Consider the following 21727-nt stretch of genomic DNA (forward strand, 5'->3'; position numbering starts at 1 on the left):
GCGGGTGGTGACGGCGGGGGACGCTACTGGCCATCACCGCGGGAGGGTGCGATGGGACGCCGTCGCACCCTCCCGTCGTATTTCGGCTGGAGCGCCGTGCTCGTGTCCCAGGACCCGTTGGCGCGGGCTTCAGGGACGGGGACCTGATCCCGCCCTCGGGTGCGGGATAGGCCGTCTCAGGGCCGACCGGAACACGCCACCAATCGCCGCCCCCAAACACTGAACTGCTGGTGCCGGGGAGTCAATCGACCGAACAGGTGTTAAGGGGTGGCGCGGTGGAGTCACGCACTACGAGGCTGGTGGCCAGTTCGATGGGAGACAGGGCGCGGGAGCCGCGTGAGGTGGCCAGGCGGATGAGGGTGCGCATGGCCTCGGCGCCGATGTCGACCAGGGGTTGGTTAACGGTGGTCAGGCGTGGGGAGCAGACCGTGGCGGTCAGGGTGTCGTCGAAGCCGACAACCGACAGGTCCTCGGGCACGCGCAGGTCACGGCGCCGGGCGGCCTCGATCACGCCGACTGCGGCGGCGTCGCAGCAGGCGATGACGGCGGTGGGCGGCACCGGGAGGTCCAGAAGATCCCCGCCGTGGAGGACACCGGATTCGTAGTCGAAACGGCCGGTGCGCACCAGCTCGGGATCGCACTCGATACCCGCGGTGGCCAGAGCGCTGCGGTAACCGGCCAGCCGCTCGCCCGCGGGGATGGAACCAGTGGGGCCGGTGATGATGCCGATGCGGCGGTGTCCCAGGTCGAGCAGATGCGTTACGGCCTGCCCGCCACCGCGGTGGTTGGTGGCGCCAATTGATGAGGTGCCCGCGGGCACCGCGCTGGCCGGGTCAACCGCCACCAGAGGAATCCCGTGCTTCTCGGCCGCCTGGACCATCGCCGCGGTGACACCGGTGGTTACCAGCACGACCCCGTAGGAGGATGGCAGCACCTCCAGCACACTGTGCTCCCACGCCTGGCGGTGTGCCTCATCCAACTGGTCCATCGCCGAACCAATGTGCCGGACTCGCAGCCAGACGCCGTCGAGCTCGGCCTCCTCCAGCAGTCCCCGCAGCACGTGGGCGGCGTACTGGGTGTCTACGGTGTCGAATACCGCCGTCACCGGGCGCGCGATCCGGTCTTCGGCGCCTCCGGGCAGGGTGGTTACTGGGGTGCGATACCCGAGTTCGCGCGCGGCGGCGAGCACGGCCGTGCGTGTGGGTGCGGAGATGACGGGATCGGCCCGCAGCGCCTTGGAGACGGTGGCCACGGAGACTCCCGCACGGGCGGCGACGGCGGCCTGCGTAGGACTGGATGAGCGCGGTCTGGACACGGGACCTCCCGGGAGCGGAGCGATAGATTTCATTTAGTTTCGCACCGACGGGCGTCGCTTGCGATGGCCGTCATGTGATTGTGATCAGTTGCGCCCTTCTTCGGCGTTGATTCGGGGCAATGTGACGGGGTAGCATCGGTTTGTCGGTGAAACAAACGAAAATGTTTTCGCCGAGTGGACGCTGTTGTCCGCTCCTGTGGCGTGGCATCGCTGCCGCGCCGACTCGCCTCGAGAGGAACAACCATGTACCAGCTGAAGATTTCGCGTCGGCGGATGACCACGGGCATGCTCGCTGCGGGTGCAGCCTCACTTCTGGCCGCCTGCGGCAACCGCCCTGGAGGCGCGTCTTCCGCAGGGGGCGGTGCCACTGCCTGGGTGCTGACCGGTGGCCCGGAACAGACCTTCCGCGACTCCTTCGAGCGTTGGAACACCGCCTACTCCGAGCGGCAGATCGCCACCGAGTGGTTCGCCAATGATGCCTACAAGGAGAAGATCCGCACCGCCGTCGGTGCCGGCAATGCACCGACTCTGCTGTACAACTGGGCCGGCGGCACGCTGGCGGACTATGTCGCCAACGAGCAGGTGATCGACCTTACCGAATCCACCGTCACGGCGCAGGAACGCATCGTCCCCTCGCTGCTGGATCCCGGCAAGATCGACGGCAAGGTCTATGCCCTGCCCAATAACAATGCTCAGCCGGTGATGCTCTACTACTCCAAGCCTGCCTTCGAGGCCATCGGCGCGCAGCCGCCGACCACCTGGGACGAGCTGATGAGGCTGGTCCCCGAGTTCACCGCCGCCGGGTACATCCCCTTCGCCGAGGCCGGCTCCTCCCAGTGGCCCTACCTGATGTGGATCGAATACCTGACCGACCGCATCGGTGGCCCAGAACCCTTCGCCAAGATTGTCGCCGGTGAACCAGACGCCTGGTCCGACCCGGCGATCACCGGGGCCCTGGAGAAGATTCAGGAGTTGGTCAGGGCCGGCGGCTTCGGAGACTCCTATGGCTCGGTCGACGCCGACTCCGGTGCTGACATCGCCCTCATTCACACCGGCAAGGCGGCCATGATCCTCCAGGGCTCCTGGGTCTACGCCAACTTCCTCACCGATGCCCCTGACTTCATGAGCGCCGGCAACCTCGGCTACATGGACTTCCCCTCGGTGGCCGGCGGCACCGGCGATCTGACCAATATCGTCGGCAACCCCGCCAACTACTGGTCGATTTCCGCTAGCGGCTCTCAGGAGGTGCAGCAGATCGCCATCGACTACCTCAATGAGGAGCTCTACAACGAGGACTATATAGAAGCGCTCGTGGCAGGAGGCACCATTCCGGCGGCGCTGGACGCCGATGCGGCCATTGCCGCCTCTGAACACGCCGAGTACCTCGCCTATGGCTATGACATGGTGAAGAACGCCGGGAGCTTCACCCAGTCGTGGGACCAGGCGCTGTCCTCTGCCGCGGCGCAAGAACTGCTCACCAACCTCTCCCAGATCTTCCTACTGCAGATCGATCCCGAACAGTTCGTCACCAATATGAACGCGACCCTGTGAGGGTCCTCCGAGCCGCACATATGTCTTGCAGGATCGATCATGACTAATCCCATTGCCCGCCGACCAGCAGCGGGTCGGGTCCGCAAATCGGGCGGACGCGGCGTAGGGGCCGGACCCTCGGCCTGGTACGCCGCTCCGGCGCTCGTCTTCTTCGGCTTCTTCGCCCTGGTGCCGCTCATCGGCGTATTCGTACTGTCCTTCATGAACTGGGACGGCCTGGGGGAGCTGTCCTTGGCCGGGGCGGGCAACTGGACCCGGATGCTCGGTAACGCCACCACTCAGCACGCGATCGTCCTGACCCTGATCATGACGGTCATGTGCTGGGTCATCCAGACCCCGATCAGCCTGCTGCTGGGCGTATTCATGGCCGGACAGCAGCGCTACCGCGCCGTGCTGGCGGTGCTCTACTTCCTGCCGCTGCTGTTCAGCGCCACCGCGGTGGGCATCGCCTTCACTGCACTGCTGGACCCCAACTTCGGCATGTCAAGGGCCTTCGGACTCGACTTCCTGTCCCGGGACTTCCTGGGGAATCCGAGCCTGGCACTGCCGACAATCATGGTGGTCATCGCCTGGTGCTTCGTCCCCTTCCACTCCCTGCTCTACCAGGGCGCCGCCCGCCAAATCCCGGCCAGTATTTACGAGGCGGCAATGATCGACGGGGCCAGTAGGGTGCAGAACTTCTTCTACATAACCCTGCCGCAGCTGCGGAACACGATCATCACCTCCTCCACCCTGATGATCACCGGCTCTCTGACCTACTTCGACCTGATCTTCGTGATGACGGCCGGCGGGCCGGGCAATGCCACGCGCGTACTGCCTCTGGACATGTACCTGACCGGATTCCGCTCCTACAACATGGGTGGGGCCAGCGTGATCGGCGTGATCCTGGTGGTCGTCGGCCTGCTGATCGCCTGGCTGCTGAACCACGTCTCCGGCAGCTCGAAAATGGAGAGCGACATGGAAGGAGCGTTGTGATGCGGCTCTTCCGCGGGGGCGTGCGCCCCAACCTGATCGGCGGACTATTCGGCTGGATCTGGCTGGCGATCGCCGTCGTCCCGATCTACTACATCATTGTCACGAGTCTGCGCACCCAGGCCGACTATTACGTCGAGAACCCGCTGTCTGTGCCGACCAACCCGACGCTGGACGCGTATATCCAGGTCTTCGCGAATGATTTCTGGACCTACTTCTTGAACTCGGTCATCGTGACGGTGGCGACGGTCGCCGCAATCCTCGTCGTGTCCTTCATGGCCGCCTATGTGATCGTGCGCAGTCGCACCGCCTTCTCCAATCGGATCTTCTCCCTGTTCCTGCTGGGAATCGCCATTCCGATCCAGGCCACGATCGTGCCGGTTTACTACCTGATCGTGCAGCTGGGCCTGTATGACACCCTGTGGGCCCTGATACTGCCCTCGGTCGCCTTCGCCATCCCCATCTCGGTGCTTATCCTGACCAACTTCCTGCGGGATGTGCCCCGGGAGCTGTTCGAATCGATGAAGGTCGACGGCGCCACCGACTGGCAGATGCTCTGGCGCCTGGCCGCTCCCATGTGCCGGCCCGCATTGGTGACCGTGGCCATCTATGACGCCCTCAACGTGTGGAACGGCTTCCTGTTCCCCCTGGTACTCACGCAAAGTGCCGACAAGCGCGTGCTGCCGCTATCGCTGTGGAACTTCCAGGGGGCCTTCTCCTCCAACACGCCCGCCATTCTCGCTGCCGTGGTGCTCTCGGCCCTACCGCTGATTGTTGCCTACGCCTTCGGACGCCGACAGATGGTGGCCGGCCTGACCGCCGGCGTCGGCAAGTAATCGTCATCCCGAACCAAAGGTCCCAGCAGAAAAGAAAGAGACATGAACCAGAACCCACAGCCAACTGCCCTACCCGAAGCCATGCGCGCATCCGTACTGAAGGAGGTCGGCGTTGTCGTAATGGAGGAGCGGCCGGTGCCCACACCGGATGCGGACCAGGTCCTGGTTCGCATAGAGTCCGTGGGCGTTTGCGGCTCCGACGTCCACTACTACCAGCGCGGGCGGATAGGAGACCACGTGGTACGTGGGCCCATTATCCTAGGTCACGAGTCAGCCGGCACCATTGTCGCCGTCGGCGCCGATGTTGATCCCTCCCGGGTGGGGCAGCGGGTCTCCATCGAGCCTCAACGCTGCTGCCGCGTGTGCAAGTACTGCAAACGGGGGGAGTACAACCTGTGCCCGCACATCGAGTTCTACGCCACCCCGCCGATCGACGGCAGCTTCGCCGAATACGCCCTCATCCAGGACGACTTCGCCCACGCCATTGGGCAGGACATGTCCTTCGACGCCGCAGCGCTGCTCGAGCCCTTGAGCGTAGGCATCGCCGCGGTGCGTAAGGCGCATACCGGCGTGGGCGACACCGTGCTGATTGCCGGTGCCGGACCCATCGGGGCCATCCTCGCCCAGGTCGCACGAGCATACGGAGCCAGTACCGTCGTCGTTACCGACCCTGTGGAACAGCGCCGCCGTACCGTCCTGAAGCTGGGGGCGACCGAGGCTTACGCACCCGGGGATGTCGCACTCGACGGACGCACCTTCACTGCCTTCTTCGACGCCACCGGCGTGACCGCCGCCGTCGTCGATGGCATCAAGCGCGTGGAGCCGGGCGGCGCGGCGATCATCATCGGCATGGGGGATGATGACATGCTCCTGCCAGTGGCATACATAACCAGCCACGAGGTCAATGTCACCGGCGTCTTCCGCTACAACAACACCTGGCCTACCGCCATCGAGCTCGTCACCTCCGGGAAGGTGGATCTCGACTCCCTGGCCACCGACCACTACGGCCTGGCCGACGCCGAGGTCCCGCTGCGGGGCAAGCCCGCCCCAACCACACTCAAGAGCATGGTCCATCCTCAGCGCTGAGGCGCGTCGCCACCGCACACAACCACAGAAACGAGCGCATACATGTCCACCGTCTTCCACGTATCCCCGTCCGGCTCCGATACCGGCCCCGGCGACGCCGCCACCCCCTTTCGCACCATCAACCGGGCCGCCCGGGCCGCCATGCCCGGCGACACCGTCCTGATCCACGAGGGCACCTACCGCGAGTGGGTGCGCCCTCCGCGCACCGGGCGAGATGAGGAGCGCCGCATCACCTTCGCTGCCGCCCCCGGCGAGCGCCCGGTGATCAAGGGCTCGGAGGTCGTGACCGGCTGGGAGCGGGAGACGGGCGCCGTATGGCGGGCGGAACTGCCCAATGCCATGTTCGGCGACTTCAACCCCTTCGCCGAGCAGATCGAGGGTGACTGGATCGTCTACCCCACCCGGCAGGCCCCGCGCAAGCACTTGGGAGAGGTGTACCTGAATGGGCGCAGCTTATTCGAGGTGACCAGTCGGGCGGAGGTCGATTGTCCGCCCAGGCGAACCCAGGACGTCGACCAGTGGACCGGCACGCCTGAGCCCGTGCGCGACCCGGACTGGACCCGGCGCGTTTGGTACGCGGAGGTGGGGGAGCGGGCCACTACGGTGTGGGCGAACTTCGGGCCAGCAGATCCCAATGAGTCGCTGGTGGAGGTTAACGTGCGCTGCAGCGTGTTCTACCCAGAGGTGCACCACATCAACTACATCACTGTGCGCGGCTTGGAGCTGGCGCAGGCCGCCACGCCCTGGGCACCGCCGACGGCGGACCAGCCCGGCCTGATCGGGCCCAACTGGGCCAAGGGCTGGGTGATTGAGGACTGCGACATCCACGACGCCAAGTGCTCCGCCGTATCTCTGGGCAAGGAGAACTCTTCCGGGGCGAATTGGGCCGCCGAGCGTCTGGACAAGCCCGGCTACCAGTACCAGCTGGAGGCGGTGTTCTCGGCCCGTCGGGTGGGCTGGTCCAGGGAGTTGATCGGCTCGCATGTGGTGCGGCGTAATCACATTTATGACTGTGGACAGACCGGCATTGTCGGGCACCTGGGCTGCGTGTTCTCGGTGGTTGAGGACAATCATATCCACCACATTGCCACCAAGCGCGAGTTCTACGGCTACGAGATCGCCGGCATCAAACTCCACGCCGCCATCGACGTGGTCCTGCGCCACAACCTGATAGAGGACTGCACGCTGGGAACATGGCTGGACTGGCAGGCACAGGGCACGCGCGTGACCCGCAATGTGTACCGCCGCAACACCCGTGACCTGTTCATCGAGGTCAGTCACGGCCCCTACCTAGTGGACCACAACGTTTTCGCCTCGCCGGTCTCCCTGGAGGGGCATTCCCAGGGGGGTGCGTATGTCAATAATCTCCTGCTGGGCGTGGTCGCCAACCAACCCATTATCGAGCGGCCCACGCCCTACCATCTGCCGCATTCCACGGAGGTCGCCGGCTATGCGGCCATCCGTGGCGGGGACGACCGCTACATCGCGAACCTATTCTTGTCCGCGGTTGGGGAAGCGGCCTTCACTAGCCCTCCGGCTCACCGGCGGATCAGCGACGGCACCGCCCTGTTCGATGGGCATCCCCACGGGGTGGAGGCCTACCTGGCGCAGGTCAACGACCCCTCCAAGGGGGACCACGAGCGGTTTGAGGGCGTGGAGCTTCCCGTGCACGTGCGCGACAACGCCTACGGCAACGGCGCCACCGCCTATGCGCAGGAGATTCGGCCGACCCACCTGGGGCGGGTGCGCGCGGGAGTAGAGGATGCTCCGGGAGGCGGTGTGGAACTGGCGATTGAGCTGCCGGAGGCCTTCGCCGCGGCCGTCTCGACGACGATCGCCGGGCGGGCGCTGGGGCGCGCCTGGTATCCCGACGCCGCCTGGGAGAATCCCGACGGCACCGAGGCCTTCGCCGACGTCGACCTGGCGGGTGGGGTTAAGGAGCACGACGCCGCCTACCCGGCCGGCCCGCTAGCCGGTCTGAAGACGGGGATGAATCGCGTGCGGATCTGGTGATTCAGATGCGGCTCAGCCCGCTGCTGCTCTGGGCGAGGGCGGCCGCGTGTCTGAGCGCTCATGAAACAGGTTCTTCCGGTTTGAGCCGCGTTCGCCGAGTTCGGTCGAAATAACCATCGAGTTCGGTAGATATAACCATCGAGTTCGGTTGGTGGGGTCGGCGGGCCCGGGGGAAGTGTCCAGATTCGGCACGAACGATGTTCCCTCGCCCGACGCCGCGCACCAGATCCGCATGATTCCAACCAATCCGAGGGCGTGTGCTGGGAGGGGCGCGGTGTTGGTGCCGATTTTGGACACTTTGGCTCCCAGGCGCCGGCCTACCGTCCTGATGCGGTAAGCAGGCCAGGGCCTCTGGTCACCAACCCGGCCCCCTTGTCCGATCGCTGGGACGTCTTTGGCGATGAACTTGGCCCGTGGCCCAACCGGACGCGCGGCCCGGCCCGGCCCACAGTCCGGCCCGGCCCACAGACCAGCCCGGCCCACAGACCAGCCTGGCCCACAGTCCAGCCCGGCCCACAGTCCAGCCCGGCCGCTGCCAGGCCGGGCCTGGGCCGGCCATGCCGGCGACGTCCGCGGCCGGCAGCCGGCCGGGCCCACGCCCACCCACTACACCCTCAAACGCGAAGAGCCGTTCTCACTTCTGCCTGCGGTGCACAAGCGCTGAGGACCCGCGCGTGGGCGGGCTTGTCACGAGCAGATATAAGTGCTAGCGTGCAACTAAATGGACCGTCCGGTCCGTACCCATATCCCCGAGGCGAGGAGGCCTCATGTCAGATTTGTCTCGAAGGTCGTTCATGACGGTCGGTTCCGTCGCGACCGCCGCCCTGTTGGCGGCGTGCACCGCGGAGCGGACGGCCGACTACTACGGCGACGTCAGCGGCGGTGAGGGCGCCCTGATAGGCGTATCCATGCCCACCAAGAACCTGGAGCGCTGGAGCCGTGACGGTGAGAACCTCAAGTCGCTGCTAGAGGATCTGGGCTATTCCGTGGAACTGCAGTTCGCCGACAACAAGGTCGAGCAGCAGAACTCCCAGATCCAGACCATGCTCAACAAGTCCCCGGCGGTGATCGTCGTCGGCTCCATCGACGGTTCCGCGCTTGGCCCGGTGCTCCAGCGCGCCGCCGGACTCGGGGTCAAGATCATCGCCTACGACCGCCTCATCCGTGACACCGAGGCGGTCGACTATTACGTGACCTTCGACAACTACAACGTCGGCGCCATGCAGGGGCAATACATCGTCGACTCCCTCGAGCTCGAAACGGCCTCCGGCCCCTTCAACTTCGAGCCCTTCGCAGGCTCTCCGGACGACAACAACGCCCGCTTCTTCTTCGAAGGCGCCTGGGACGTGCTTAACCCCTACATCGAGTCCGGCAAGCTGGTGTGCCCCTCGGGCAAACTGCCTGCCAGCGTTGACGACTGGCAGTCGATCGGGATCCAGGCCTGGTCCAACACCACCGCGCAGGCAGAGATGGAGAACCGTCTGAACTCCTTCTACTCCACCACCGAGCGCGTTGACGTCATCCTGTCTCCGAACGATGCCATCGCCCTGGGGGTGGGACAGGCCTTGGCCTCCGCCGGCTACAACGACGACAACTGGCCGGTGCTGACTGGGCAGGATGCCGACCAGGCCAACGTTGAGAACATCGTCAAGGGCCGCCAGTCCATGACAGTCTTCAAGGACACCCGCCTGCTGGGGGAACGCTGCGCCACCATGGTCGACCAGATCGCGCGGGGCCAGGAGGTGGAGGTCAATGACACCGAGTCCTACGACAACGGCCAGCTCGTGGTTCCCTCCTACCTGCTTGATCCGGTCGCCGTCGACGCCGACAACGTCCAGGAGGTCCTGGTGGACTCCGGCTACTACACCGCGACGGAGGTCGGGCTTTAATGGCTGCCCAGACCATTCTCGAGATGCGCCACATCACCAAGGCCTTCGGCTCTTTTAAAGCGCTGGAAGACGTCAACCTGGAGGTCCGGCGCGGGGAGATCCACGCCGTGTGTGGGGAGAACGGTGCCGGCAAGTCCACGCTGATGAATGTGCTCTCCGGGGTGTGGCCGCGTGGCACCTACGACGGCGAAATCTACTACGACGGTCAGGTCCGTGAGTTCCGCTCGATTCGGGACTCGGAGGCCGTCGGCATCGTCATCATTCACCAGGAGTTGGCCCTGAGTCCCTTCCTGTCCGTGGCTGAGAACATCTTCATGGGAAATGAGAAGTCCACCCGCGGCTTCATCGACTGGGATGCCACCAATGAGGCGGCCGCCGCGTTACTGGATGAGGTCGGCCTGGACATCCCGCCGCAGACGCGCGTTGCCGACCTCGGCGTCGGTCAGCAGCAGCTGGTGGAAATCGCCAAGGCGCTGTCCAAGGATGTGCGCCTACTCATCCTGGACGAGCCCACCGCCGCCCTCAACGACGACGATTCCGCCCACCTGCTCGACCTTATGCGGGGCCTGCGTGAGCGCGGCATCACCATGGTGATGATCTCCCACAAGCTGGCGGAAGTGGCCACAATCGCCGATCGCACAACTGTCATCCGCGACGGCCACACCGTCCAGACGGCACCCCTGCACGGCGTCGACGCCATTGACGAGGACGAGATCATCCGCTTGATGGTGGGACGTGAGTTGTCCAGCCGCTTCCCCGAGCACACTGCGCATGTGGGGGAGGAGGTCTTGCGGATCGACCACTGGACCGCTCACCACCCCATCGACACCTCCCGCGCCGTCGTCGACGACGCCGCCTTGAGTCTGCGCCGCGGAGAGATCGTCGGGCTCGCCGGGCTTATGGGGGCCGGCCGCACCGAGTTGGCCATGAGCCTGTTCGGCCGCTCCTGGGGCACCGACATCTCCGGAACCGTCTACAAGGACGGTGAGGAGATCTCCACCGCCACCGTGCGCCAGGCCATCGACAACGGCCTGGCCTACGTCACCGAGGACCGCAAGGTGCTCGGACTGAACCTCATCCAGGACGTCAAGACCAACACCACCGCCGCCGCCCTGAACAAGGTCGCCTCCCGCGGTATTGTCGACGACGCCGCGGAGGAGGAGGTGGCCGAACGCTATCGGCGCGAACTGCGCACCAAGACGGAGTCGCTCGCCACCCCGGTCGGCTCCTTGTCAGGAGGCAACCAGCAGAAGGTGGTTCTGGCCAAATGGATGTTCTCCGATCCCGACGTGCTGATCCTTGATGAGCCCACGCGCGGTATCGACGTGGGCGCGAAATACGAGATCTATCAGATCATCAACCAGCTCGCCGACGCGGGCAAGGCCGTACTCGTCATCTCCTCGGAGCTGCCCGAGCTCCTGGGGATCTGCGACCGCATCTACACGATGAGCCAAGGCCGTATCACCGGGCAGTTGCCCCGGGCCGAGGCCACGCAGGAGAACCTCATGAAGCTTATGACCATCGAGAAGGACGCCGTCGGCCAGGAGCATGCGCCGCGCGCGGAAAAGGAAGGAACACAGCGATGAGTCCTAATTCGACCGGTGCCAGACTGCGTGAGTCACTCGGCCGCAACCTGCGCCAGTACGGCATTCTCGCCGCCCTGGTGGTGATCATCATTTTCTTCCAGTTCCTCACCGGCGGACTGCTGCTCGCGCCCAATAACGTTGCCAGCCTCATTCAGCAGAACGCCTACGTGATGATCCTGGCAGTGGGTATGGTCATGATCATCATCGCCCGGCACATCGATCTGTCGGTCGGTTCGATCGTCGGGTTCGTGGGTGGCGTCATCGGGCTGCTCGTGGTCAACTCCGGGGTGCCGTGGCCGGTGGCCGTGCTGGTGGCAATTGCCATCGGCCTGCTGATCGGCTGCTGGCAAGGGTTCTGGGTGGCGATCATGGAGATCCCGGCGTTTATCGTGACCCTGGGCAGCATGCTCATTTTCCGTGGACTGACTGTGGTGCTGGTTCAGCGCACCGTCTCTGGGCTGCCGCCCAGCTTCGTGTCCATCGCCAACGGCTCACTGCCCGCCTGGCTGGGATATTTCAAGAACTATGACGGCGTCACCATCCTGATCGGTGCGGTCGCCATAGCCGGGCTGGTGCTGACCCAGCTGCGTACCCGCCGTCGCAATCGCGCCGCGGGACGGGCAGTCGACGCGGCAGGTGTGGTGGCGCTGCGCCTGGTGGTTTTCGCCGCCGCAATCGGGTTCTTCACCATGCTGCTGGCCTACTCGGCCGGCGGCACCCCGATCGTGCTGGTGATCGTGGGTGCGGTCATCCTCATCTACTCATTCGTCATGAACAAGAGCGTATTTGGGCGCCACATCTACGCCGTGGGCGGTAACCTCAAGGCGGCGCGTCTGTCCGGCGTGAACGTCAAGCGGGTGGACTTCATGGTGTTCGTGAACATGGGCTTCCTTGCCTCGCTGGCGGCGATTGTGACCACCTCGCGGGCCGGTGCAGCGGTCTCCACCGCCGGCAACCTGTATGAGATGGACGCGATCGCGGCGGCTTACATCGGCGGCGCCGCGGTCTCTGGCGGTGTCGGACGAGTGTCCGGCGCCATCATCGGTGCGCTGATCATGGGCGTGCTCAACATGGGGCTTTCCATCATGGCAGTTGATTCCGCCTGGCAGCAGGCCATTAAGGGCCTGGTGTTGGTGCTTGCCGTCGCCGTGGACATAGTCGGCAAGCGCCGCAGCGCCGCCTGAAGCATGGTCGTCTCGGGCTCGGCGCCGACCGTGTTTCAGGATCGCTGTGGCGGCGCCGTCGACGCTCGCACCACCAATGAGGTGGGCACCAGTTCCTGACCGGTCTGCGCCACCCCGGTGTTCATCATGTGTACCAGACGTGCCATGCAGGCGCGTCCCATTCCGGCGAAGTCTTGGTGCACGGTGGTCAGTGGGGGAGCGAAGTCCGCGGCCAGGGGGATGTCGTCAAAGCCCACCACGGACAGGTCCTGCGGAACGCGCCGACCCAGGTCCTGCGCGGCGTGCAGCAGCCCGAGGGACATCTCGTCGTTGGCGCAGAAGACCGCGGTGCAGGTCGGATCCTGCAGCAGGTCTCGTGCGGCACGATATCCGGAGGCGGCCGACCAGTCACCGTGCGCCGGCTCGGGCACCTGGCGTCCGGCCTCGGTGAGTACCTCACGCCATGCCCTTTCACGGCGCTGCGCGGAGTAGGAGTGGGCCGGGCCGGTGATGTGATGGACGGTCCGATGGCCCAGTGCCAGCAGATGCTCGACAGCGCTACGGGTGCCGGCGGCCTGATCGGTGTCTACCACGGCGTGCTCGGGGCCCAGGGCCGAGTCGACGACGACCAGGTGCTCCACGTCCGGGACGGTGAAGGAGGTTCCTTCGGCGTTGTCCGGCATGGATTCCATTACCAGGATGACGCCGTCCACCAGCATTTCATGCAGGCGATCGAAGGCTCCGGACACCGAGGCGGTGGTGCGTGCCTGCGGTGCCAGGAGAGTGACCGTGTAACCGTGGGCGCAAGCCGATTCGGAGATGGCTGCCAGGGTGGAGGTGTTGCCCGTGGTGGTCAAATCGAACATGACCACGCCTATATTGCGGAAGCTGCCGCGCTTGAGAGCGCGGGCGGCAGCGTTAGGGCGATAGCCGAGTGTGCGCATGGCGGCGACCACCCGCTCGCGGGTCTCGGGGACTACGCCTTCGTATCCGTTGGAGACGCGTGAGACGGTCTGTGCGGACACACCCGCCGCCCGGGCCACATCTGCCATGGAGACCTGACGACGGCGTCGGGTGGGCATCCGCTGACTCCTGTCTGCGCGTGGGCGGTTACCGGATGTTGACAACACCTGAGTCTATGTGACACGCTGTTACGCGTCCACAATGTTTGCGCAACCATGGCTGTCGTGGCAGCTGATTTCGTAAACATCCCAACTTCCCATCCCACTCCGCTCAGTGCAGAGACGGAAGGACAGGCATGTCGGCGATCCCCGTCGCAGCGAGCACGTCAAGTGCCGCAGACCATACGCAGGTACCCACCAGGCGCCCCAGACGTCGCTGGACCGGATGGGGCTTCGTGGGCCCTTTCATGTCGGTCTTCGCCTTCGTCTTCCTGGCGCCCATTGGCTACTCGATCTACCTGAGTCTGTTCCAGAACCGGCTGGTAGGCGGCAACCAGTTCGTGGGCCTGAGCAACTACACCCAGCTGTTGGCCGATCCACAGTTCTGGGAGGCCTTCGGCCGCGTGGCCCTGTTCCTGGTGGTCCAGGTGCCCATCATGCTCACGCTGTCACTGCTGGCGGCCCTGGCGATTGACTCCCTGAAGCTCTACGGCACGGCCTTCTTCCGCATCTCCATCTTCATGCCCTATGCCGTTCCCGCGGTGGTGGCCGCCCTCATGTGGGGCTTCATGTACGGCAACCGCTTCGGACTGGTCGGCTCGCTGTCCGACTTCCTGGGTGTGACCATCCCCGATCCGCTGGGCGCCAACGTCATCCTGGTGTCCATCGGCAACATCGTCACCTGGGAGTTCGTCGGCTACAACATGCTGATCTTCTACTCCTCGCTGAAGACCATCCCGCACAGCCTGTATGAGGCTGCCGCCATCGACGGCGCCGGCGAGTGGCGCATAATCACTGCGATCAAGATCCCGGCGCTGCGTGGCGCCTTGGGAATCGCCACGATCTTCTCGATCATCGGCTCCTTTCAGCTGTTCAACGAGCCCTCCATCCTTCAGAACCTGGCTCCCAACGCGATCACCACCTATTACACGCCCAACTACTACGCCTACAACCTGTCTTTCGCCGGGCAGCAGTACAACTACTCGGCCACCGTTGCCATTGTCATGGGCCTGATCACCATGGCCGTGGCCTATCTCGTTCAGCTGCGCGGGAACCGGGAGAACTGAGTATGAGCAAGAAGACCACCCCCGCCGTCGCCCACCGCGGCTACAACGTTGAGAACCCGCGCAAGAGCCGACTGTTGACACTCGTGATGGGCCTTATGCTCATCTACACCTACCTGCCGCTGCTGTGGCTGTTCATCTCCTCCACCAAGACCCAGGGGGACCTCTTCTCCACTTTTGGGCTGTGGTTCGGCCACGACTTCGCCCTGTGGGACAATATCCGTGAGACGCTGACCTATAACGACGGCCAGTTCGTGCGCTGGTTCCTGAACACGCTCATGTATGTGATCCTGGGCGCGGGCGGCTCCGTGCTGCTGTCGGTGCTGGCCGGGTACGGCCTGGCCAAGTTCGACTTCCCTGGCAAGAACGCCGTCTTCGCCATTGTCATCGGTGCCGTCGCCGTCCCGGGTACTGCCCTGGCAGTGCCGACCTTCCTCATGTTCGCCAAGCTGGGCCTGACCAACACTCCCTGGTCGGTGATCATCCCCTCGCTGATCTCCCCCTTCGGGCTGTACCTGATGTGGCAGTTCACCCGCGACGCCGTGCCTACCGAGCTGCTTGAGGCCGCCCGGATCGACGGCGCGAGCGAGTTTCGTACCTTCCGCCAGGTCGCCCTGCCACTGCTCGGCCCCGGCATTGTGACGGTGGCCCTATTCGCGATCGTGGCCACCTGGAACAACTACTTCCTGCCGCTGATCATGCTCAAGGATGCCAGCTGGTACCCGCTGACGATCGGCCTGAACGCATGGAATGCTCAGGCGGCCACCGCCGGCGGACAGGCGATCTTCAACCTGGTCATTACCGCCTCGCTGCTAACGATCATCCCGCTGATCGCCGCCTTCCTCAGCCTGCAGCGCTTCTGGCAGGCCGGCCTGGCCTCCGGCGGCGTCAAGGAATGAGTCCCGACCCACAACACTCCCACCCAGCACCGCAAGGGTGTGAACTGGAAAGGAAAAACCCATGACAATCGATCGTCGCATGTTCCTGCGTGCCACCTCCGCCGTCGCCGTGGCCGGGGCCGCCTCTGCGCTCCTGGCCGCCTGTGGCTCCGACTCCTCGCCCTCCGACGGCGTGGCCGCGGCCGACCCCTCGGCCGCCGCCTCAGCTGCCGAGGCCGGTGGCGAGCTGCTCGTGTGGGCCTGGGACAACACCATCGAGCCCTGCGCGCAGGCCTTCATGGACAAGTACCCGAATGTGAAGGTGACCGTCACCAACGTCGGCACCTCCGCTGATCAGTACACCTCCCTCCAGAACGCTATCTCCGCTGGAAAGGGCGGGCCCGACGTCGCCCAGGTGGAGTACTACGCCCTGCAGCAGTTCTCCATCTCCGAGTCCCTGGCGGATCTGACCCAGTTCGGCGCTGCCGACTACGAGGGCACCTTCACCGAGGGGCCGTGGAGCTCCGTGCACACCGGTGAGGGCGTGTACGGCCTGCCTCTGGACTCCGGCCCGATGGCCATGTTCTACAACGAGGAGGTCTTTAACGAGCTCGGCGTCGACGTCCCCACTACCTGGGAGGAGTACCTGGAAGCCGCCCGCATGATCCACCAGGCCGATCCGAGTAAGTACATCGCCAATGACACCGGCGATGCGGGCTCGACTCTCTCCGGACTGTGGCAGGCGGGCGCCCGGCCCTACACGGTCGACGGCACCAATGTCACCATCGACTTCACCGGCGCCGAGGCGGAGAAGTACTCCGAGCTGCAGACCACCCTGATCAAGGAGGGGCTGCTCGCCCCGATCTCCGGGTGGACCGACGAGTGGTTCCAGGCCCTGGGTGACGGCACCATCGCCACGCTGGTCACCGGTGCCTGGATGCCCGGCAACTTCACCTCCTCCGTACCGAACGCCTCCGGCAAGTGGCGGGTCGCCGCCCAGCCCCGGTGGGACGCCGACACCCCCGCCGGCGCCGAGAACGGCGGCTCCTCGCTGGCCGTCATGGCCGCCTCCGACAAGCAGGCGCTGGCGTACTCCTTCGTCGAGTTCTGCTCCGCCCAGGAGGGCATCCAGATCCGCATCGACGGCGGCGCCTTCCCCTCTACGACGGCGGAGCTGGACTCCGAGGACTTCCTGGGTAAGGAGTTCGAGTACTTCGGCGGCCAGAAGGCCAACGAGATCCTGTCTCAGGCCGCCAAGGATGTGCTGCCGGGCTGGACATATCTGCCCTTCCAGGTCTACGCCAACTCGATTTTCAACGACCATGTCGGCAAGGCCTACACGACGAACGGTGCCACCACCATCGCCGAGGGCCTGGCCGCCTGGCAGGAAGCCTGTATCACCTACGGAAACCAGCAGGGCTTCACGGTCTCCTGACCGTGCCATGCGCGCTTTGCGAATCCGACCCGAGAAACACAGGAGGCCCATCGTGTCCATAGACCTGACCCGTCGCAATGCCCTGTCCGCCCTCGGCGCTTCGGCGCTGGCCCTCACCCTTGCCGCCTGCTCCGGCTCCGGGGGCGACTCCAAGCCCGCTGCCGAAGTCGATCCGTCAGCGGCAGCGGCCGCCGCCGAGGCCGGTGGCGAGCTGCTTGTGTGGTCATGGGAGCCCACCTTGACCGACGTCGTCGCCGAGTACCAGCAGGCCTTCCCGAATGTGAAGGTAGAGCTGGTAAACGCCGGCACCGGCACCGAGCAGTACACGGCGCTGCAGAACGCCATTTCCGCCGGGTCCGGCATCCCGGACGTCGCGCAGATCGAGTACTACGCCCTGCCACAGTTCTCCCTGGCAGAGTCGTTGGCGGACCTGACCCGGTTCGGCGCCGCCGAGCTGGCCGACTCCTACTCCGCCGGCCCCTGGGCGGCGGTTGCCTCTGATGCGGGCATCTTTGGCCTGCCCATGGACTCCGGCCCGGTGGCCTTGTTCTACAACGAGGAGGTCTTCAATGCGGCGGGCATTGCCGTCCCCACCACTTGGGAGGAGTACTTGGATGCCGCCCGCGCCATTCACGCCGCCGACCCGAAGCAGTACATCGCCAACGACATCGGTGACGCGGTTAAGACGCTGTCACTGCTGTGGCAGGCCGGTTCCCGCCCCTACACGGTGGACGGCACCACCGTCGGCATCGACTTCAGTGAGGAGAGCTCCGAGAAGTACGCCGAGCTGTGGACCACGCTGATCGAGGAGGAACTGCTCTACCCCTGCGCCGACTGGTCCGATGAGTGGTACCGGGGCCTGGGTGACGGCACCATCGCCTCCCTCGCCATGGGGGCGTGGATGCCGGCCTCCTTCGTCGGCGGTGTTGAGGCCGGGGCCGGCAAGTGGCGGGTGGCGCCGCTGCCGGCATGGAAGACGGGGGAGACCGCATCATCGGAGATGGGCGGCTCCTCGCTGGCGGTGACTGCCGCCAGTGGTAAGCAGGCTTTGGCCTACCACTTCATCGAGTACGCCAACGCCGGGGCCGGCGTTGCCAGCCGTATCGCCAACGGTGCCTTCCCGGCCACCACCGCGGACCTGACCAGCCAGGACTTCCTGGGCGCCGAGTTTGAGTACTTCGGTGGGCAGAAGGCCAACGAGGTCTTCGCCGAGTCCGCCGAGGCCGTCACCGAGGGTTGGTCCTTCCTGCCCTTCCAGGCCTACGCCAACTCCATCTTCAACGATTCCGTCGGCAAGGCCTACGAGTCCAAGGGCGCCACATCCATCGCCGATGGGCTGTCGGCCTGGCAGCAGGCCTGCATCACCTACGGCAACCAGCAGGGCTTCAAGGTGTCCTGAGCCGCTGCGGCACCCGCGCCGAAAGGGCGCCGCCGGCCACCTCGGCGCCGGCTTGCTGGGAGTGCCCGACGCCGTCGTCGAGCGGGTGCCACGCTGCTGACGTGTCTCACCGCACCTGGGGAATGCCCAGCTCGTCGCGGGCGGAGCGCATCTGGGCGGCCTCGGCGCGGGAGAACTCGAACTCCGCCTCACTCCAGTCCCACATGGCCTGGATCAGGGGTTTGAAGCTCTTCCCGCGGCGGGTCAGCCGGTACTCCACCCGGGGCGGCACCTCGCCGTAGTCGATGCGCTCAAGAAAGTCGTCCGCGACCAACTCCCGCAGCTGCTTGGACAGGGTTGAGTCCGACACACCGTGCAGGCACCGCTTTAGCTTGCCGAAGTGCCTGACCTCGGCCAGGGCCACGTAGAAGAGGATCTCGATCTTCCACTTGCCGCCGATTACCGGTTCTTCCGGTTTGAGGGTGTGGCGGTTCGCCGGGTGTGTGCGGCTGGGTGAGGTAACACGCCGAGACCGGCACTTGTAACACACCGAGACCGGCACTAATGACGTACCGAGGTGGTAGTGCTTTGGTGTCGGCTTTGGAGTGGGCCTGACGGTTCGTATGTTCTGGTCGGCGGTTCGTCACTTCCCACGACGGTTCGGCACCTAGAGGCACGAACCGTCGTGGGAAGTGCCGAAGCGTTGGTGCCAGGTGACGAATCGTTGCCGTTCATGACGAACCGTCGTGCGGGGCACACGGGCGGACACGCCCTAGGTCCGTGCCCCTCAGCGGCGCATGCGCGCCCGAGGCGCCTGGGGTCGCGGCATTATTAGCAAGCAGCGGAATCACTGTAAGTACTGAGCGGTGCCGTCGACGGCCGCCGCTCCGGTCGGCGTTCGGATGGTCTCAACGGCCCTAACGAATCGTTCCCGCAAGGCCCTCCACCGCCCGCCCGACAACATCCCCGTCGGCCGGAGAACGTCCCTGGTTCGGCGAAGACGTTCTCATCAGCCCGATAATGCCCTTACCGGCCCGAAACCCGCCCGAATGTGGAGGGTTTGGGGAGGAAGAGGTCGTCTGCGGCAGATCGACACCCATCGAAGACGACTTCCCACACCCGAAAACGACCACCACACCGCAGCCCCGGACCCAACCACCACACCATCAAACCGGAAGAGCCCGATTACCTTCTGCAGGGAAGAGATCGCGGGGCACCACTCGATCTTGGGGGCTTCAACCATGACAGTCCTCCCGTTCGCACCGCTAGTACTACAGAAAAAGATAGTACTAGCGGAGCTGTAGGGAGGTGGGTGACAGTTGTTCCAGATGCCGGGCCGCGCACAGCGTGCCAGCACTAAGAACCCGAGGAGGAACACATGAAGGTGACCTACTGGTCGGACTTCGCCTGCCCGTACTGCTATGTCGGCGAGACTCGGCTGCACAAGGCGATCGAGTCGCTCGGCCTGGTCGACGACGTCGAGGTGGAGATGAAAGCATATGAACTGTACCCGGATGCGCCCCGTGAGGTGCAGGGCCCCACACTCGACCGTTTTGCTAGGAAGTACCGCCTGACCAGGGCGGCCGCGCGCCAGCGCATCGACTCCATAAGCGCCATGGGGCGGGCCGAGGGCATTGACTTCAACTACGCCACCACGCTTAACACCAACATGCTTGATGCGCACCGGCTCACCAAGCTGGCCCACGTGCTGGGCAACACCCGCTTCGAGGAACTCTGCTTCCACGCCTATTTCGTGGACAACGAGGTCATGTCCGACCACGTCGTCCTGCGCCGCCTGGCTAAGCAGGCCGGACTGCCGGAGGTGGACGTGGAGCGCGTGCTGTCCAGCAACGAGTACGCCGACGCCGTGCGTGCCGATGAGCGTGAGGCACAGTCCATGGGGGTGAACGCCGTGCCGTTCTTCGTGGTGGACGGCAAGTACGTGATCTCCGGATGCCAGCCCATTGAGGAGATGACTCGGGTACTCACCAGTGCGCGCGATGCGGCGCTCGCTAAGGGTGCTGCCGAGGGCGGGGCCTGCGGCCCGGAGGGGTGCGCGATCTGATGGGGGTGCAGGTTCGCCCGCTTCTGGCCCGAGGGGTGTTCGCCACCTACGGCTATCTCGTCGTCGACGAGCAGACGGGGCATGCATTCCTTTGAGGCCATCGCGCTTTCGCACGGCGACCGCCTGGCCCTGGAGGCGAGCGGGTGACGGGGTGCCGACTACTCTGAGCCGCATAGGGAGGGCCGCTACGAGAAGACTCTGTGCGGCCGGGAGCAAGCGAGAAGGATATGGGCGGCATGGTGCGTGCGGCAGGCAGGCGACCCAGCATGGTCGACGTCGGCCGTGCCGCTGGGGTGTCCGCCCAGACAGTTTCGCGCTATTTCAACGGCGGATACGTCTCGGCCGAGACTCGGGTGCGGGTGGAAGCGGCGGTGAATGCTCTTGGGTACGTGCGCAATCGGATTCCGCTGCAGATGAAGGCGCAGCGCACGAACCTGATCGGACTGGTGCTGCTGGGGCCCCTCAACTACGGCAATGCCGGGATCATGAGCGGCCTGACGCGTGCGGCCCGGGAGACCGGGCAGGCGGTGATGATCTCCCACATGGAAAGCGATCCCGCCACGAGCGCCGAGTCCTGGTCCGCCCTCCTGGCGCAGGTCGACACGCTGTTGTCCATGCGTGTGGACGCCCTCATAGTGGGCTCACCCTACGGCAGCATCAAGCGGATCATTGGCTACGTCAACGGTGCGGTTCCGCTGGTCACTCTGGCCGAATTGCCCGATAAGGATGTCGACGCCGTCGGGCCATACTCCTATGAGGCTTCCTGCAAGGTCATGCGGCATCTGATCGCGCTGGGGCACCGCCGGATCCTGCACGTTTCGGGCCCATCCGACCGGGCGCAGGCGCTCGCCCGACGGCGTGCCTACGAGGAGGAGATGACCGCCGCCGGTCTTGAAGGCCTGCCGGTGCTGGAGAGTAGGGAGTGGGACGCCCCGTCCGGGGCCGAGTGCGCCCGACTGGCGCAGGTGGGTTCGTTCTCGGCGGTTTTCGCCGCAAGCGACACCATCGCCCTGGGCTTCATCAGTGAACTGCGACGGCGGGGCGTGCTGGCTCCCCGCGACTACGCCATAGCCGGATTCGATGACATGCCCGATGCGCAGTTCATGGATCCGCCGCTGACAACCGCCCGCATCGACTTCGAACGGATCGGAGAGACGGCACTGCGGCGGGCCGTCGCAGAAGTCACCGGGACCGACTACGACGGCGATGCGCTGCGGCCCGAGCTAATGGAGCGCGCCTCGACGGCCGAGTTCCGCGGCATACCGGGCTGAGACGGCACTGGCGCGGTTGTCCGGATCAAGGTCTTGACACGCGAGCAGGTGCTGTTATGCTTAACAGCATTCATTCAGTGAGGAATGAATATTCCATGCGTTGT

Annotated in this window: 17 protein-coding genes; 14 read left to right on the top strand and 3 right to left on the bottom strand. The window is 65.3% G+C overall.

Annotated elements, in window-relative coordinates:
* Positions 1–241 precede the first annotated feature (241 nt).
* Positions 242–1315 carry a LacI family DNA-binding transcriptional regulator gene (locus tag CWT10_RS02825; RefSeq protein WP_158247596.1) on the bottom strand — a complete coding sequence of 358 codons (1074 nt, stop codon included), beginning with the start codon at positions 1313–1315 and terminating at the stop codon, positions 242–244.
* A gap of 243 nt (positions 1316–1558) precedes the next feature.
* On the opposite strand from CWT10_RS02825, the gene CWT10_RS02830 reads away from it, so the two are divergent.
* The 8 genes from CWT10_RS02830 to mmsB all read left to right on the top strand — a co-directional run bounded on the left by CWT10_RS02830 (position 1559) and on the right by mmsB (position 12432).
* Positions 1559–2866, top strand: a complete 1308-nt coding sequence (locus CWT10_RS02830; protein ID WP_103062312.1) for an extracellular solute-binding protein — start codon at positions 1559–1561, stop codon at positions 2864–2866.
* A gap of 39 nt (positions 2867–2905) precedes the next feature.
* Positions 2906–3841 (top strand): carbohydrate ABC transporter permease, encoded by a 936-nt coding sequence (locus CWT10_RS02835; RefSeq protein ID WP_103062313.1) that lies wholly within the window; start codon positions 2906–2908, stop codon positions 3839–3841.
* Entirely contained in the window at positions 3841–4674 is an 834-nt protein-coding gene (locus CWT10_RS02840) for a carbohydrate ABC transporter permease (protein WP_103062314.1), read from the top strand. Before CWT10_RS02835 ends, CWT10_RS02840 begins: the two co-directional genes overlap by 1 nt.
* A gap of 42 nt (positions 4675–4716) precedes the next feature.
* Positions 4717–5760 carry an NAD(P)-dependent alcohol dehydrogenase gene (locus tag CWT10_RS02845; protein ID WP_103062315.1) on the top strand — a complete coding sequence of 348 codons (1044 nt, stop codon included), beginning with the start codon at positions 4717–4719 and terminating at the stop codon, positions 5758–5760.
* Between the two features lie 42 nt (positions 5761–5802).
* Positions 5803–7773 carry a right-handed parallel beta-helix repeat-containing protein gene (locus CWT10_RS02850; protein WP_103062316.1) on the top strand — a complete coding sequence of 657 codons (1971 nt, stop codon included), beginning with the start codon at positions 5803–5805 and terminating at the stop codon, positions 7771–7773.
* A gap of 794 nt (positions 7774–8567) precedes the next feature.
* Complete coding sequence (gene chvE / locus CWT10_RS02855) at positions 8568–9662, top strand: multiple monosaccharide ABC transporter substrate-binding protein (RefSeq protein ID WP_233188042.1); 1095 nt, start codon at positions 8568–8570, stop codon at positions 9660–9662.
* Positions 9662–11248, top strand: coding sequence for a multiple monosaccharide ABC transporter ATP-binding protein (gene mmsA / locus CWT10_RS02860; protein WP_103062318.1), 1587 nt, complete (start codon positions 9662–9664; stop codon positions 11246–11248). The genes chvE and mmsA overlap by 1 nt, the downstream gene beginning before the upstream one ends.
* A complete protein-coding gene (gene mmsB / locus CWT10_RS02865; protein ID WP_103062319.1) occupies positions 11245–12432 on the top strand; it encodes a multiple monosaccharide ABC transporter permease in 1188 nt (395 codons plus the stop codon). The genes mmsA and mmsB overlap by 4 nt, the downstream gene beginning before the upstream one ends.
* Before the next feature lie 35 nt (positions 12433–12467).
* Here the strand turns inward: mmsB and CWT10_RS02870 are convergent, their stop codons facing one another.
* Positions 12468–13493: a LacI family DNA-binding transcriptional regulator gene (locus CWT10_RS02870; RefSeq protein ID WP_103062320.1), complete on the bottom strand. Its 1026-nt coding sequence runs from the start codon at positions 13491–13493 to the stop codon at positions 12468–12470.
* A 275-nt stretch (positions 13494–13768) separates the two neighbouring features.
* Between CWT10_RS02870 and CWT10_RS02875 the strand changes: the two genes are divergently transcribed.
* The 4 genes from CWT10_RS02875 to CWT10_RS02890 all read left to right on the top strand — a co-directional run bounded on the left by CWT10_RS02875 (position 13769) and on the right by CWT10_RS02890 (position 18308).
* Positions 13769–14599 carry a carbohydrate ABC transporter permease gene (locus CWT10_RS02875; protein ID WP_233188043.1) on the top strand — a complete coding sequence of 277 codons (831 nt, stop codon included), beginning with the start codon at positions 13769–13771 and terminating at the stop codon, positions 14597–14599.
* Between the two features lie 2 nt (positions 14600–14601).
* The gene (locus CWT10_RS02880) at positions 14602–15495 is read left to right on the top strand and encodes a carbohydrate ABC transporter permease (RefSeq protein WP_103062322.1); all 894 of its coding nucleotides are present in this window, start codon (positions 14602–14604) and stop codon (positions 15493–15495) included.
* Positions 15496–15556: 61 nt separating this feature from the next.
* Positions 15557–16909, top strand: a complete 1353-nt coding sequence (locus CWT10_RS02885) for an extracellular solute-binding protein (RefSeq protein ID WP_103062323.1) — start codon at positions 15557–15559, stop codon at positions 16907–16909.
* A 52-nt stretch (positions 16910–16961) separates the two neighbouring features.
* Entirely contained in the window at positions 16962–18308 is a 1347-nt protein-coding gene (locus CWT10_RS02890; protein WP_199176315.1) for an extracellular solute-binding protein, read from the top strand.
* Positions 18309–18414: 106 nt separating this feature from the next.
* Here the strand turns inward: CWT10_RS02890 and CWT10_RS02895 are convergent, their stop codons facing one another.
* Entirely contained in the window at positions 18415–18849 is a 435-nt protein-coding gene (locus tag CWT10_RS02895) for a winged helix-turn-helix transcriptional regulator (protein ID WP_342353551.1), read from the bottom strand.
* Between the two features lie 816 nt (positions 18850–19665).
* Here CWT10_RS02895 and CWT10_RS02900 point away from each other — a divergent pair.
* On the top strand, positions 19666–20352 hold the full coding sequence (locus tag CWT10_RS02900) for a DsbA family oxidoreductase (protein WP_103061703.1): 687 nt from the start codon (positions 19666–19668) through the stop codon (positions 20350–20352).
* Between the two features lie 266 nt (positions 20353–20618).
* A complete protein-coding gene (locus CWT10_RS02905; protein WP_158247570.1) occupies positions 20619–21623 on the top strand; it encodes a LacI family DNA-binding transcriptional regulator in 1005 nt (334 codons plus the stop codon).
* Positions 21624–21727: the final 104 nt, after the last annotated feature.

The sequence above is a fragment of the Actinomyces qiguomingii genome (assembly GCF_004102025.1).
In the GTDB taxonomy this organism is placed as follows: domain Bacteria; phylum Actinomycetota; class Actinomycetes; order Actinomycetales; family Actinomycetaceae; genus Actinomyces; species Actinomyces qiguomingii.